Here is a 14,497-nt window from a genome sequence, read left to right as displayed (position 1 = left end):
TTTTTAATTTGGTACATTAATCCTCGTTGATAAATCGTAATATTACGATTTGTTTTGAAAGGAGCATATATGAAGAAATATTTATTAGCCGCATCTTTAGCAATAGGAGCTTTCCTATTTACAGCGTGTGGACAGACAACCCAAGAATCGGCACAAGATGAGTTGAACGTTGTCGCAACGTTTTACCCGATGTATGAATTTACGAAAGAAGTCGTTGGTGATACTGGGAAGGTCGAATTATTGATCCCCGCAGGAACGGAACCCCATGATTTTGAGCCAAGTGCCAAACAAAGTGCAACCATTGCGGATGCAGATGTTTTTGTTTATAACAGCTCAGATATGGAATTTTTTGTTGACTCATTGAAAGATACGGTCGATACCGATCGAACGTTGATGATCGAAGCCGCTAAGGGAATTGAACGTCTAGAGTCACAAGAAGAGCACGAAGAATCAGAAGGACATCAGCATGATCATGCCTATGACCCTCATGTTTGGTTAGATCCAACATTAGCGATCCAAGAAGTACAGACGATTGCTACAGAGCTCGGCAAGAAATATCCAGATAAGAAAGATACATTTGACCAAAATGCCGCAGCTTATATCAAAAAATTAGAAGCATTGGATCAGAACTATACAGAAGCATTAAAAGGTGCAACCAATCGAACATTTGTGACGCAACATGCTGCCTTTGCTTATTTAGCAAATCGCTACGACCTAAAACAAGTAGCCATCTCAGGAGTTTCACCGGATCAAGAGCCGACGCCTAGTCGATTGGCTGAATTGAAAGATTTTGTCGATCAAAATAAAATCGAAGTTATCTATTTTGAAGAAAATGCGTCATCTAAAGTAGCAGAGACATTATCAAAGGAAACAGGTGTAAAACTTGAAGTACTTAATCCTCTTGAGAGTTTGACGAATGAACAAATCAAAGCGGGTGAAACCTACATTTCTACCATGGAGAAAAACCTAGAGGCATTAAAAGAAAGCATAAAGTAAAGGAAGGGAGTCCTCTATGTGCGTTATATCGAAATAGCTGATCTTACTTTCTATTATGATGAAGAACCTGTGTTAGAAGGTGTTTCTTATCATGTAGATGCCGGTGAATTTGTGATTTTGACTGGTGAAAACGGGGCGGCAAAATCTACATTGATCAAAGCTTCTTTGGGGTTATTGAAACCCTCTAAAGGGACCATCAAAATTGCAGGAAAAAATCAGGACGGAGACAAATTAAGTATCGGGTACATTCCCCAACAAGTTTCTTCCTTTAATGCGGGTTTTCCTAGTACAGTCTTAGAATTAGTACGTTCTGGCAGATATCCGAGAGGTCGTTGGTTCAAACGGTTAAGCGAAAAAGACCATGAGCATGTCAAGCGTGCCTTAGAATCTGTTGGTATGTGGGATATGCGTCATCGTCGGATCGGTGAGCTGTCTGGTGGTCAAAAGCAACGAATCAGTTTAGCACGTATTTTTGCGACTGATCCAGATTTATTTGTACTTGATGAACCAACTACTGGAATGGATGAAGAATCACGAAATGAATTTTATCGTTTGTTGCGCCATAGCGCACACGACCATGGGAAAGCTGTATTGATGATCACTCATGATCACGAAGACATCAAACAATATGCGGATCGACAAATCCGTTTAGTGAGAAAGGAGGATTCTCAATGGCGTTGCTTTCATATGAATTCATGAGGCGGGCATTTCTTGCTGCGATCTTTATTGCAGGAATCGCACCAATGTTAGGAGTATTCTTAGTGATACGTCGGCAATCGTTGATGGCAGATACACTGTCTCATGTTTCTTTAGCAGGGGTAGCCTTAGGATTTTTCCTCAATCTCAATCCAACGATGACCACAATGGTGGTAGTCGTTATCGCTGCAATCATTTTAGAATACCTACGTTCGATGTATCGTACGTATTCAGAGATTTCCATTGCGATCTTAATGGCAGGAGGACTTGCGCTTGCATTAGTTTTGATGAATTTGAGTGGGGGTAATTCTGCCACGAGCATCCAATCTTATTTATTTGGATCGATTGTGACGATCACTTGGCCACAAGTTCTATTCCTAGGTATTTTGTTTGCAGTAATCGGTCTTTTGTTTTTCTTATTCAAACGTCCGATGTACGTGTTAACCTTTGATGAAGACACCGCTCATGTCGATGGGCTGCCAGTTCGTTGGATGTCAATGATGTTCAATATCATTACTGGGGTAGCAATCGCTGTCATGATCCCGATAGCAGGCGCGTTGCTGATTTCTGCTATTATGGTTTTACCAGCAGCAATCGGGATGCGTTTAGGGAAAAGCTTCAATATTGTTATATTGATCAGTATCATCGTTGGTTTTATTGGTATGCTTTCTGGGTTAACTAGTTCGTTCTACTTGGATACACCGCCAGGGGCAACTATCACATTAGTATTTATCTTTTTATTCTTATTAGTCAACTTGAGTAAACGTATTTTATTAGGAATTAGAAGGAAAAAATAGACCACTATTTTTAAAACAGGTAGTTATTTGAGACAAACAAATGTCTTAAATAGTTACCTGCTTTTTTATAAATACCGAACTATTTTCTTAATTTTGGATAAAATGCTCGAATTTTCCCGAAAAAACTTATATAATGAAACACGATAAAATTTGTTGGAAAAAGGAGCTGGAATTTTTGAAAGTACGTCGCAGTGAGCGTCTTGTCGATATGACACAGTATTTATTAGATCATCCGCATGAATTGATTTCATTAACAAGCTTTGCCGAACGTTATGAATCTGCTAAATCTTCGATCAGTGAAGATTTGGGAATCATCAAAAAAACATTTAAAGAAAGAGGTTACGGAACGCTTGAAACAATCCCTGGTGCAGCCGGGGGTGTTCTATTCATTCCGGAGATTTCCTACGAAGAAGCAAAGAAATATGTTGAATCGCTAGCTGAGCGCTTGTCTGAACAAGACCGTTTACTCCCTGGAGGCTATGTTTACTTATCTGATCTATTAGGAGAACCTGAGCTATTACGTCAAGTAGGGAAAATCATTGCCTCAAAATATTTAGGAGAAAAAATCGATGCTGTAATGACTGTAGCCACAAAAGGGGTGCCAATCGCTCAAGCCGTTTCCTATTACTTGAACGCACCGTTTGTCATCGTTCGTCGTGACTCTAAGATTACAGAAGGTTCTACAGTGAGTGTGAACTATGTTTCAGGTTCATCTGAACGGATCGAAAAAATGGAACTATCAAAAAGAAGTTTGAAACGTGGTTCTCGCGTGCTTGTCGTCGATGACTTTATGAAAGGCGGCGGAACAGTGAACGGAATGAAGAGCTTGATTGAAGAATTTGAATCTGAGCTTGTCGGTATCACTGTGTTTGCGGAGTCAAAATTCAACGGACATCGCGCAATCAATGACTACACGTCGCTACTTTACGTCAAAGATGTGGATACAAAAACGAAAAATATCACTGTAGTACCAGGCAACTATTTCGAAGAATAAAACAACGAACATAGCGGTGCTATGGAAAAAGAAGAGGCGATGGATGATGTCTCTTCTTTTTTTGCGTCCTGGTTGCTAAAATGAACGTTTAGTTGAAAAAAAAGAGCGACTGGGCTAAACTAAAAATAATAAATCGTAATTTAGGAGTGACACATTTGGATGCACGTTATGCAATCATATTAGCCGCGGGTAAAGGTACTCGCATGAAATCAAAACTATACAAGGTCCTACACCCTGTTTCTGGGAAACCGATGGTCGAACACATCATCAACCGTGTAAGTGAGACAAACCCTGATCAAATCGTGACGATCGTTGGTCACGGTGCAGAGAAAGTCAAAGCTCAGCTAGGCGAACGTAGCGAGTATGCGTTACAAGCGGAACAACTTGGGACGGGTCATGCGGTACTACAAGCAGCCTCATTTTTAGCAGGTAAGGAAGGCACGACGTTAGTCATCAGTGGTGACACCCCTTTATTGACAACTGAGACGTTGAACAACTTGTTTGAATACCATCAAGGGAAAAATGCAAGTGCTACGATTTTGACTGCACAAGCAGAAGATCCGACAGGTTATGGCAGAATCATTCGTGACCATGTAGGAATCGTTGAAAAAATCGTTGAGCAAAAAGACGCTTCGCCAGAAGAAGCGTTAGTTCAAGAAATCAATACAGGAACTTACTGTTTCGATAACAAAGCGTTATTTGAAGCGTTGAATAAAGTAGGAACAGACAATGCACAAGGCGAGTATTATTTAACAGACATCGTTGAGATCCTAAAAGATGCTGGAAATCCAGTTGCTGCGTATCAGACGGAAGATTTCGATGAGTGTATGGGTGTCAATGATCGTATGGCACTAGCAAAAGCTAACGAGTTGATGCGCCAAAGAATCAACAAAAAACATATGGTCAATGGCGTTAGCTTGGTTGATCCTGCAACTACGTATATTGATGCAGATGTTGTGATTGGTTCAGATACAGTGATCGAAGCGGGCGTTCAGATCCAAGGAGAAACAAAAATTGGTGAAGATTGTTTTATTGGTGCACATTCACGTATTGTTGATAGCAAGATCGGTGACCAAGTAGTCATCGAAAACTCAGTGATCGAACACAGTGTGGTCAAAAGTAAAGCAGATGTAGGACCGTATGCCCATTTACGTCCAAAAGCAGAAATTGCAGAAGGCGTCCATATCGGCAACTTTGTAGAAGTGAAAAATGCAAAAATAGGCAAAAACACAAAAGTTGGTCACTTGACGTATGTCGGGGATGCAACACTAGGTGAAGAAATCAATGTGGGGTGTGGTGTCGTCTTTGTCAATTATGACGGAAAAGCAAAACATCATACAACAGTCGGTGACCATAGTTTTATTGGGTCAAATGCGAATCTTGTGGCGCCAGTAGACGTGGCAGAGAATACATGTATCGCTGCTGGTTCGACGATCACTAACGATGTTCCTGAACATGCGATGGCAATCGCACGCGCTAGACAAGTCAATAAAGAAGGACACGCGAAGAAACTCCCATATTCAAATTGATACTTTTTGCAAAATCACTTGATTTATTCGGCAAATATGACTAGTATTTATTAGGTAGTAGAGTTGTGAAAAAGAAAGCGGAGGTCCTCATGTCCAAACATTACTTTGATCCAAGATTAAAAATATTTGCATTAAACTCAAATCGTCCATTGGCAGAAAAAATTGCTGCAGCTGTTGGGGTTGAATTAGGAAAATCATCGGTCACTCAATTTAGTGATGGTGAGATCCAAGTCAATATCGAAGAAAGTATCCGTGGTTCACACGTATACGTTATTCAATCAACAAGTAGTCCGGTAAATGATAACCTGATGGAACTGTTGATCATGATCGATGCATTGAAGCGTGCAAGTGCCAAAACGATCAACGTTGTAATGCCGTATTACGGCTACGCACGTCAAGACCGTAAAGCGCGCGCGCGTGAACCAATCACTGCAAAATTAGTGGCAAATATGATCCAAAAAGCTGGAGCAACAAGAATGTTGACACTTGACTTGCACGCAGTCCAAATCCAAGGTTTCTTTGATATTCCGGTCGACCATTTGATGGGCGCACCACTGATTGCGAATTACTTCTTAGAAAAAGGGATTCAAGGCGATGATGTTGTCGTTGTTTCACCTGACCATGGTGGTGTTACTCGTGCACGTAAATTGGCTGAATTTTTAAAAGCACCAATTGCAATCATCGATAAACGCCGTCCAAAAGCAAACGTGGCAGAAGTGATGAATATCATTGGTCAAGTAGAAGGCAAAACGTGTGTCTTGATCGATGACATGATCGATACAGCTGGAACGATCACATTGGCTGCTAATGCCTTGAAAGAAGCTGGAGCAGTGAGCGTTTATGCTTCATGTACACATCCTGTGTTGTCAGGACCTGCTTTACAAAGAATCGAAGACTCTGCAATCGAGCGCTTAGTTGTAACGGATTCAATCTATTTGCCAGAAGATCGCAAAATTGATAAGATTGACGAAGTAAGCGTTGGTGGCTTGATGGGTGACGCAATCAAACGTATCCATGAAAACAAACCAGTTAGTCCTTTATTTGAAACAAAAAGATAAAGGAAAATAAAAACTAAATAATTACAATCACAAAGGGGAGTCCATTTTGGGCTGAGACTGAATATATTCTAAACCCTTCGTACCTGTTTCGGTTATGCGAGCGTAGGAATTGTGAATGAATAGCTAGTGTGAAAGCACGAAGCTGTTTGTAAAAAAACAAACTTGCTTCCTCCTTTGTGATGTCCAATTATAAAGGAGGAAGCTTTTTTATGAATAAGAATCATCGTGTCTGGAGCGAGGGAACGATCGTCGCAGCATTATCTTTAGTGTTGTCGATGATTCCTCTACAAATAGGTAGTAGTTTTGAAATCTCACTCGGGCAAATCCCTTTAACTTTATTTGCCTTGAGAAGGGGTTGGAAAGCTGGTATGGGATCGGCTTTTCTATGGGGAATCCTTCATTTTCCCATGGGGACTGTCTATTACTTGAGTGTCATCCAAGTGTTGATCGAGTATCCGATCGCGTTTACGTTTGCTGGCGTTGCAGGAATTTTTTCGCAAAGAATGCAACAGAGTTATCTGCAAGGCAATCGTAAGAAAATGGCCTCAACGATTATTTTAGCGACATTCGTTGGTGTGACTGCCAGATATTTCTGGCATTTTGTCGCTGGGGTTGCTTTTTGGGGGAGTTTCGCACTATGGGGAATGAATCCATGGTTGTTCTCTTTAGTCATGAATGGCGCTAGTGGGTTAGCTACGGGGATTGTAACAACTATTGTCCTATTAGGTATTGAACAGACCGTTCCTTCTTTATTTGTAGCCGAAGGGTTGCAGGTACGTAAAAGTAAAAATTAAAAAAAAGCGTAAAGGCAGCTGACCTTTACGCTTTTTTAGTGGAGTTGACTGTCATTATACAAATGTGTTGTAGACAAAATCAGAAACGTTGCCGTCTAGTTGCCAACGTTGTTGAGTGGCATGATAGACGAGAACAGCTACCGGTTTTTCTTCCAAGTAACGTGTTCCTTTTAATTTCCAAACGTAATCTTCAATGACATAAATCGGGATCTCATACTTGTCATCGACCAAACCTGCTTGATCAAACGAAAAAATGATTCCTTCTTGCATCAAATTACGCATCTTTTTCAGTATCTCCACACTGATTTTTTCAACAGGGATCTCTTTTCGAAAGAATGATTTTTTTTCGTTGATTTTTCCCGCCAAGATCGTGCTTAACTTGTTGGCAAAAATCCGATAAAATTCATCTAAATAACGATAATAGGTTCTACCTAGATGATCGCTCAAATCAAAATAAACAAAGTTATTTTGTAATTTATAGAAAAAAGGTGAATGGAGATGTGTTTTCATATGACCAAAATAAAGCAACTCTGAGATTTCTAAAGGGCTTAATTCTTTTAACATCGTCAAATCCGTAAAATCGATCCATTTAAGATCCGTACTGTTGTTACGGCTGCGAACGGTTTGGAAAAATCTTTGGATATTCTCAGTTCCACGAATGACCTTCAAGCCTGTGTGTGATTCATATTCTCCAGCAGATGCGGAAGGGTCCAACAAAAGTAGATTTTGAGGAAAATGCACGATGCTATTTGAAAAATCATTGATAGTCAGCCCTTTGGTCAAAACGGCGTTACTAGTTGTATCGATATGTACATATACTGAATCACTCATCATGCTCCTCCTCCCCTGTATCTCATCCCTTTCATTTTACAACATTTACTGAAAAAAAGCTTGTTTCTTTTATTTTAAAATTCGATTACAAAGCAACTTTTTTTTATGAATAAACGATGAACATAGAGTAAAAATTTATATATATATAACACTGTTATCAGATGACTATTCACCCCCACCCTTTTTTTCTGATTACTGATATAATAAAAGAAAAAGAGAATCCGAGGTGTCTATGAAAGTTCAAAAAGTCTATTGGTCGGAACGTTATCAGCAGAATCGAGTGCAGCAAGCAAAACAACTTTTTAGTTTTTTTACTACACATCAAGAAAGCCGGCAACATTTTTGGCAACAGGCAAAAAAACAACAGGCATGGAAGATCGTATCGAAAAGGCTGAACATTTACTTTACTGCAGAAATAACGAATGAAAAATTGATCTATACCAACGTGTTGATTGAAGAAGAATATTGGCAGTGGTCCGATATTTTCCTATTGCTAGAAAGTACGGTTCGTTATTTTTTCAAAAAATACGGACTCGTCCGCTTTGATCATTCAATCTCACCGAACATGATCGACCTTTTCCACCAAAGTGGTTATTTGGGAACGCAATCGTTTGAGAAGGAAATATCCTATCATACCGGTCTTGTCTTAGGCGGAGGAGGGGCTCATGGTGCTTATCAAATAGGTGTTTGGAAAGCATTGAAAGAAGAAAATCTAGAGATTTCACTCGTTACTGGTACTTCTGTAGGTGCGCTAAATGGGGCTTTGGTCGTTCAGGATCAACTAACACAAGCCATTGACTTGTGGCAGGAACTGTCAACCAATCAAGTATTGGCTTTACCAGAGGTTGCCTTATCAGAAGATTTGAGGCAACGTTATATCCAAGAAGCCAGCTTGATGACACGTCGTGCAGTAGTCGAAGGAGGAACCTCGATTGCACCGTTGGAAGCATTACTAGAGCAGTACCTAGATGCGGAAAAAATCAAATGTACAGAAAAACCGCAACTCTATACAATCGCAACTAAAATCCCAGAATTTCAAGAAACAGTTACAAGGATCCAAGCATTAGCACCAACAGAAATCGCCGATTGGGTCCTCGCCTCTGCTTCTTTTTATCCTGCCATGGCTTATCGTCAGATTGACGGATCAAAATATGTTGATGGGGGCTATCGAAATAACGTGCCAGTAGATGTTGCTATCCAACAAGGTGCAACCGAAGTCTTGATTGTCGATGTCCAAGGACCTGGGATGACAAAAAAATACAAGGAACCTGATGCTTTGGTGACCTGGAAATGTTGTTCAAACTGGTCTTTAGGTGGTTTCTTAGTTTTTGAGCGACAAAGAAACCAATTGAATATCCAATTAGGTTATTTAGAGGCTAAAAAATGTTTAGGGATCTATCAAGGAAACTGGTATACGTTTGAAACAGCAAAGCCAGCTGAACGTTATTGGCGACGTTTCTTACGTTTCTTAGTCGAAACACTTGATTTAGACGTATCCTTTTTTTACAAAGAAAAATTCTGGCGGGACTTGCGTAATGTATATAAAGACAGGGTCACAAGTGAAACATGCGGATTGGCGATGCTTGAGCTACTAGCGAAACAAAAATTGATCTTACCGAATAAAGTGTATACCGTCGAAGAAATATTACCGCTCATTTGCCAAGAAAGTAAGATTGATGAAGCATTTTTAAAAAAGGTTGGACAATTAAATGCCAGCGAATGGTTGAAGTTTCGAAAACTGGAACGAAATGCTAAAATACACGTAATGAAGGAACACGCGATCTATCAATACGTGAAAGAAAAAAAGAGTGATCGCTTACAACGACAACTCAATGCAGATACAGTAGAAACTTTGATGTATCTCTATCTTTATCATCTAAAGGAGGAATAAAAATGGCACAAGAATTCTCATATGAGATCGTAGAAGAAATTGCAGTTTTATCTGAAAACAATAAGGGATGGCGCAAAGAATTGAACTTAGTGAGTTGGAATGGCAGACCACCAAAATTTGACTTGCGGGATTGGGCACCGGACCATGAAAAAATGGGTAAGGGACTAACATTAACGAACGAAGAGTTTGAAGAGTTACAAAAAGCAATTAAAAATATGTAAAAGAAAGGACTCTGTCGCATGAAGAGCATGACTGGCTTTGGCAATGCCATCCGCGAAAAAAAGAACTATCAACTTGAAATCGAGATCAAAAGCGTCAATCAACGGTTTTTAGATATCCAGATACGTAGCCCTAAAGTATTAGGCTTTGTTGAGAATGAATTGAGACAATTGATCAAAACGAAGTTAAGTCGAGGACGTGTCGATGTCTTTATTAATTTAACATACTTAGGTGAACAAGATAAAAAAGTGACGATCAATTGGCAACTGATCGATACGCTCTATACACAGATGACTACCGGTATTAAAGAAAGGTATGGCGAAGCGAACGCATTGTCGATCGGTAAACTGATCGAACGTTTTGCACTAAACGAAGAGTTTGTGACAATTGCTGAAGCAACGGAAGAGGATCAAGAATTACTTGCACAATTAGCGAAAGAAACGATGCAAACAGCACTTCGTTCAATCGAAGAAAGTCGGAGTATAGAAGGCCAAGCCATGGCGAACGTGTTACTTCAACAAACCGCAGAATTAAAACAAAATATTGCTGGATTAGCTAACTTTGTCGAGATTTATGAGCAAGAATTTCAGACGAGATACCAAGAAAAATTAGAAGCTTTTCTTGGTGCAGAAGTTGAGCGAGATCGTTTATTGACCGAAATAGCGATTCTTTTAGAGCGTGGCGATATCCATGAAGAAATCGACCGTTTAATCATCCATACGCAGAAATTGGAAGAGTTACTTGAAGCAGATTACCCCATCGGTAGAGAACTAGATTTCCTTTTACAAGAGATGAATCGCGAAATCAATACGATCGGCTCAAAATCAAGCGCGATCGAAATCAAAAACCATGTCGTTCAGTCTAAAACGATTTTAGAAAAAATACGTGAGCAAATCCAAAATATTGAATAAGTGTCCAGCCTGTCTAATTGATGACCTATCCGTTAGGCAGGCTTATTTCCGAAGAGGTTACTCCTGTTCCCGCCGTTTATTCATTTTTTAGGTATCCAACAAAAGTAATTTTTACTTTTGTCTCGGACTCTTTAGTGGGAAGTAGACTAGCTTTTTCTAGGTTTTCTAGCTATAATAAAAAAATAGCCTTGAAAGTTGCAAGAAAAAAGTGCAAAATAAGCAATAGTATAAAAAAGACTAGTTGAAAGGACGTCGTCATGTCAGAGCGTGGATTATTAATCGTGTTGTCTGGTCCATCCGGTGTGGGAAAAGGCACAGTGCGAAAAGCAATTTTTGAGAGTGAGGATAATGATTTCCAATATTCGATTTCGATGACGACACGCAAGATGCGTGAAGGAGAAGTTGAAGGAGTCGACTACTATTTCCGAAGCCGCGAAGAATTTGAACAAATGATCGCTAAAGGCGAAATGTTGGAATATGCAGAATATGTCGGGAATTATTATGGTACACCACTATCGTATGTCAACAAAACCTTAGACGAAGGAAAAGACGTTTTTCTTGAAATTGAAGTCCAAGGTGCACAACAAGTAAAAGAAAAAGTACCTGACGGCGTATTTATTTTCCTGACGCCCCCAGATTTAGCAGAATTGAAATCACGAATCGTTGGGCGTGGGACAGATGCAGATGAAGTAATCGAAGAACGAATGAAAGTCGCTAAGGAAGAAATCGAGATGATGGCACTGTATGACTATGCTGTTGTCAATGATGAAGTTCCATTAGCGGTCAACCGAATCAAAGATATTATTGCAAGTGAACATTTCCGTGTCGATCGTGTCATCGGAAAATATATCAAAATGTTAAAGGAGATGTAGTCTTATGATGTTAAAACCTTCAATCGACTCATTATTAGATCGCGTGAACTCAAAATATTCTCTAGTGATCTTAGCAAGTAAACGTGCACATGAATTAGACGCAAAAGCACAACCAACAATGGATTCATTTGATTCTGTCAAAAGCGTTGGACAAGCTTTAGAAGAAATCGAAGCAGGAAATGTGATCAGTGATCCACATCCTGAATTAAAACGTGAACGTCTACGTATGGAAGACGAAGAACGTCGTGCGCAAAAAGACCGTGCACAACAAGAATTAGAGTCTCGTATCCGTGACGAGCAAAAACTATAAAATCAATTCACTATTCAGCTTATGGATAGCAAAAGATTTGAGCTTGGGAAATGTTCCTAGGCTCTTTTTTTTCCTGCGTTAATTTTTTGTTAGGATTTGGCAGAAAGTAAGACAAAACAAGGAATCTCTAGTAAAATAGGCAAGAGCCATTTTGTGTTTAAAACCAAGATGAAGAAAGGAGAAGGAGTCCATGACTGTTATTGCGGATGTGATTGTCGATGTACCAACGATGCAAACCGACCAAGCATTCACCTACTTGGTTCCTTCTGAAATGGAAGCGGCTATCCAAGTCGGTATGCGTGTAGCGATACCATTTGGAAACGGCAATCGCCAAGTCCAAGGCTTTGTGATGGCGTTGACAGCCAACGAACAACCTATAAAAAAAGAATTAAAGCCAATCCTTCAATTACTTGACCTGGCACCTGTTGTCAATCAAGAGTTGATGAGGTTAGCCGACTATATGAAAACCATTACGTATGCTTTTAAAATCACCTGTTTACAAACGATGCTACCAAGTGTCATGAAAGCAGAATACGATAAGCTCATTTACCCAGTGACCGATGAACCAGAAGTCGTTGCATTTTTCGCAGGTAGACAAGAGATTTCTTGGAAGGAAGCGGAAGAAACTGGGATCTTACCGCAATTGATCCGTTGGCGTAAAAACAAGCTAGTTGATATCCGTTACGAAGTCCATACAAAAAACAAAGTGAAAACGATCCGTGTCGTTCACTCTCTTTTGTCAAAAGGACAACTCGATGAAGCTTGGGGCACCTTGAGGCAAAATGCGAAAAAACAAAAAGAATTACTTCTTTATTTGTCAGAAATGGAAAAACCAATGCCTATTGCTTATTTCAAAGAAAAAGGAGTCAGTTCTGCCGTATTGAATCAAGGTAGAGATAAAGGTTGGTTGCGTATCGAAGAAGTCGAAAGTTATCGTGACCCTTATAAAGATCGGGTATTTGAACGAACGACTGCCTTACAATTGAATGAAGAACAACAATCGGCGGTTCAGCAGATCATTGAAGCCTGTCATCAGGAAAAGAATGAAACCTTTTTACTTGAAGGAATTACTGGTAGTGGGAAAACGGAAGTCTACCTTCAAGCCATTGCTGATGTCTTGGCAGAGAAGAAGACAGCAATCATGTTGGTTCCTGAAATCGCATTGACCCCTCAGATGGTCGAACGTTTTAAAGGGCGCTTTGGAGAATCCGTCGCAGTTTTACATAGTGGCTTATCTCAAGGTGAGAAATATGATGAATGGCGTAAAATCGAGCGCAATGAAGCGCAGGTCGTCGTCGGTGCGCGTTCAGCGATCTTTGCCCCACTAGAGAACATTGGGTTGATCATCATTGATGAAGAGCATGAATCGAGCTATAAACAAGATGAAACCCCGCGTTACCATGCCAGAGATTTAGCTATATGGCGTGGGAATTACCATCATTGCCCGATCGTTTTGGGGAGCGCGACACCTTCCCTCGAATCAAGAGCCCGTGCACAAAAAGGGGTCTATCGCATGTTGCATTTGAGTCAGCGTGCGAAAATGAGTGCGCAATTACCTGAGATCGAAGTCGTTGGTATGCGTGAAGAATTCGAAAAGAATCAGACATCGACGTTCTCTCAATTATTACAAGAAAAAATCCAAGATCGATTAGAGAAAAAAGAACAGACAGTTCTTCTATTGAATCGACGAGGGTATTCTTCCTTTGTGATGTGCCGAGATTGTGGCTTTGTCTTGCCTTGCCCAAATTGCGATATCTCATTGACTCTCCATATGGATTCTCGCTCGATGCGTTGCCATTATTGTGGACATGAAGAAGCGATCCCGCATCGTTGTCCAAATTGTGGGGAAAACAAGATCCGGTATTATGGAACGGGAACACAAAAAGTGGAAGAAGAGTTAAAAGCACTGTATCCTCAAGCAAGAATCTTGCGGATGGATGTGGATACCACCAGAAAAAAAGGCGCGCATGAACGAATCTTACAAAAATTTGGGGACAAACAAGCGGATATTCTACTAGGAACGCAGATGATCGCAAAAGGGTTAGATTTTCCTGATGTGACCTTAGTCGGCGTTCTAAATGCAGACACTTCGTTGAACCTGCCAGATTTTCGTTCTAGTGAACATACCTTCCAATTATTGACACAAGTCTCCGGAAGGGCAGGAAGAGCCGAAAAAGCTGGGGAAGTCGTGATCCAAACATTTAATCCGAATCACTATGCGGTAACTTTAGCAAAGGAACAAAATTATGAACGCTTTTATCAACAAGAAATGAATGTACGCCATCGTGGAGGCTATCCGCCTTATTACTTCACTGTGAAAATCACGACGAGTCATCCAGAAGAACAAGTCGCAGCCAAAAAAATCTTTCAGATCGCCAGTCAATTAAAACAAGTATTAGGAACGAACAGCCTTCTGTTAGGTCCGGTACCTAGCACCGTTTTACGTGTGAAAAATCGCTATTACTATCAGCTGATCATCAAATATAAACATGAACCAGAACTGCCTAACGTCCTGAAAGAAATTTTGGATCAAAGTCAAAAAGAACAGCGACAAAATCTATTTGTTGCGATCGACAACGAGCCGCTACATTTTATTTAA

14 protein-coding genes and 1 riboswitch are annotated in these 14,497 nt (G+C 40.2%); of the genes, 13 read left to right on the top strand and 1 reads right to left on the bottom strand.

What is annotated here, in order from left to right:
• Nucleotides 1–69: 69 nt before the first annotated feature.
• The 7 genes from HZ311_RS06635 to thiT all read left to right on the top strand — a co-directional run bounded on the left by HZ311_RS06635 (nt 70) and on the right by thiT (nt 6,864).
• Complete coding sequence (locus tag HZ311_RS06635; protein WP_137072953.1) at nt 70–996, top strand: metal ABC transporter substrate-binding protein; 927 nt, start codon at nt 70–72, stop codon at nt 994–996.
• A gap of 18 nt (nt 997–1,014) precedes the next feature.
• Entirely contained in the window at nt 1,015–1,695 is a 681-nt protein-coding gene (locus tag HZ311_RS06630; protein WP_010734086.1) for a metal ABC transporter ATP-binding protein, read from the top strand.
• Nucleotides 1,668–2,489, top strand: a complete 822-nt coding sequence (locus tag HZ311_RS06625) for a metal ABC transporter permease (protein ID WP_019722358.1) — start codon at nt 1,668–1,670, stop codon at nt 2,487–2,489. Before HZ311_RS06630 ends, HZ311_RS06625 begins: the two co-directional genes overlap by 28 nt.
• 175 nt (nt 2,490–2,664) lie before the next feature.
• Nucleotides 2,665–3,483 carry a pur operon repressor gene (gene purR, locus HZ311_RS06620; protein WP_010734088.1) on the top strand — a complete coding sequence of 273 codons (819 nt, stop codon included), beginning with the start codon at nt 2,665–2,667 and terminating at the stop codon, nt 3,481–3,483.
• A 155-nt stretch (nt 3,484–3,638) separates the two neighbouring features.
• A complete protein-coding gene (gene glmU, locus HZ311_RS06615) occupies nt 3,639–5,012 on the top strand; it encodes a bifunctional UDP-N-acetylglucosamine diphosphorylase/glucosamine-1-phosphate N-acetyltransferase GlmU (RefSeq protein WP_137072951.1) in 1,374 nt (457 codons plus the stop codon).
• Nucleotides 5,013–5,101: 89 nt separating this feature from the next.
• A complete protein-coding gene (locus tag HZ311_RS06610) occupies nt 5,102–6,070 on the top strand; it encodes a ribose-phosphate diphosphokinase (RefSeq protein ID WP_019722356.1) in 969 nt (322 codons plus the stop codon).
• A gap of 23 nt (nt 6,071–6,093) precedes the next feature.
• A riboswitch (TPP riboswitch) is annotated at nt 6,094–6,196 on the top strand.
• A gap of 83 nt (nt 6,197–6,279) precedes the next feature.
• The gene (gene thiT, locus HZ311_RS06605) at nt 6,280–6,864 is read left to right on the top strand and encodes an energy-coupled thiamine transporter ThiT (protein WP_178946545.1); all 585 of its coding nucleotides are present in this window, start codon (nt 6,280–6,282) and stop codon (nt 6,862–6,864) included.
• A 54-nt stretch (nt 6,865–6,918) separates the two neighbouring features.
• On the opposite strand, the gene HZ311_RS06600 is transcribed toward thiT, so the two are convergent.
• Nucleotides 6,919–7,695: a hypothetical protein gene (locus HZ311_RS06600; protein WP_010734092.1), complete on the bottom strand. Its 777-nt coding sequence runs from the start codon at nt 7,693–7,695 to the stop codon at nt 6,919–6,921.
• A 232-nt stretch (nt 7,696–7,927) separates the two neighbouring features.
• On the opposite strand from HZ311_RS06600, the gene HZ311_RS06595 reads away from it, so the two are divergent.
• From HZ311_RS06595 to priA, 6 genes are all read left to right on the top strand, one after another.
• Nucleotides 7,928–9,586, top strand: coding sequence for a patatin-like phospholipase family protein (locus HZ311_RS06595; protein ID WP_178946807.1), 1,659 nt, complete (start codon nt 7,928–7,930; stop codon nt 9,584–9,586).
• A 2-nt stretch (nt 9,587–9,588) separates the two neighbouring features.
• The gene (locus HZ311_RS06590) at nt 9,589–9,807 is read left to right on the top strand and encodes a YdbC family protein (protein ID WP_019722353.1); all 219 of its coding nucleotides are present in this window, start codon (nt 9,589–9,591) and stop codon (nt 9,805–9,807) included.
• 18 nt (nt 9,808–9,825) lie between these two features.
• Nucleotides 9,826–10,716 (top strand): YicC/YloC family endoribonuclease, encoded by an 891-nt coding sequence (locus tag HZ311_RS06585; protein ID WP_010734095.1) that lies wholly within the window; start codon nt 9,826–9,828, stop codon nt 10,714–10,716.
• A gap of 257 nt (nt 10,717–10,973) precedes the next feature.
• Nucleotides 10,974–11,588, top strand: a complete 615-nt coding sequence (gmk, locus tag HZ311_RS06580) for a guanylate kinase (RefSeq protein WP_010734096.1) — start codon at nt 10,974–10,976, stop codon at nt 11,586–11,588.
• Nucleotides 11,589–11,592: 4 nt separating this feature from the next.
• Nucleotides 11,593–11,898: a DNA-directed RNA polymerase subunit omega gene (gene rpoZ, locus HZ311_RS06575; RefSeq protein WP_010734097.1), complete on the top strand. Its 306-nt coding sequence runs from the start codon at nt 11,593–11,595 to the stop codon at nt 11,896–11,898.
• Between the two features lie 190 nt (nt 11,899–12,088).
• A complete protein-coding gene (priA, locus tag HZ311_RS06570) occupies nt 12,089–14,497 on the top strand; it encodes a primosomal protein N' (protein ID WP_178946544.1) in 2,409 nt (802 codons plus the stop codon).

The sequence above is a fragment of the Enterococcus mundtii genome, from assembly GCF_013394305.1.
GTDB classification, from domain to species: Bacteria; Bacillota; Bacilli; order Lactobacillales; family Enterococcaceae; genus Enterococcus_B; species Enterococcus_B pernyi.
The sequence above is the reverse complement of the archived record's forward strand: the minus strand, read 5'-3'. Positions and strand labels throughout refer to the sequence as shown.

Coding starts and splice junctions, on each gene's coding strand:
- HZ311_RS06635 (WP_137072953.1), top strand. CDS start 70: ATGAAGAAATATTTATTAGCCGCATCTTTAGCAATAGGAGCTTTCCTA.
- HZ311_RS06625 (WP_019722358.1), top strand. CDS start 1,668: ATGGCGTTGCTTTCATATGAATTCATGAGGCGGGCATTTCTTGCTGCG.
- HZ311_RS06610 (WP_019722356.1), top strand. CDS start 5,102: ATGTCCAAACATTACTTTGATCCAAGATTAAAAATATTTGCATTAAAC.
- thiT (WP_178946545.1), top strand. CDS start 6,280: ATGAATAAGAATCATCGTGTCTGGAGCGAGGGAACGATCGTCGCAGCA.
- HZ311_RS06600 (WP_010734092.1), bottom strand. CDS start 7,695: ATGAGTGATTCAGTATATGTACATATCGATACAACTAGTAACGCCGTT.
- HZ311_RS06595 (WP_178946807.1), top strand. CDS start 7,928: ATGAAAGTTCAAAAAGTCTATTGGTCGGAACGTTATCAGCAGAATCGA.
- HZ311_RS06590 (WP_019722353.1), top strand. CDS start 9,589: ATGGCACAAGAATTCTCATATGAGATCGTAGAAGAAATTGCAGTTTTA.
- HZ311_RS06585 (WP_010734095.1), top strand. CDS start 9,826: ATGAAGAGCATGACTGGCTTTGGCAATGCCATCCGCGAAAAAAAGAAC.
- gmk (WP_010734096.1), top strand. CDS start 10,974: ATGTCAGAGCGTGGATTATTAATCGTGTTGTCTGGTCCATCCGGTGTG.
- rpoZ (WP_010734097.1), top strand. CDS start 11,593: ATGATGTTAAAACCTTCAATCGACTCATTATTAGATCGCGTGAACTCA.
- priA (WP_178946544.1), top strand. CDS start 12,089: ATGACTGTTATTGCGGATGTGATTGTCGATGTACCAACGATGCAAACC.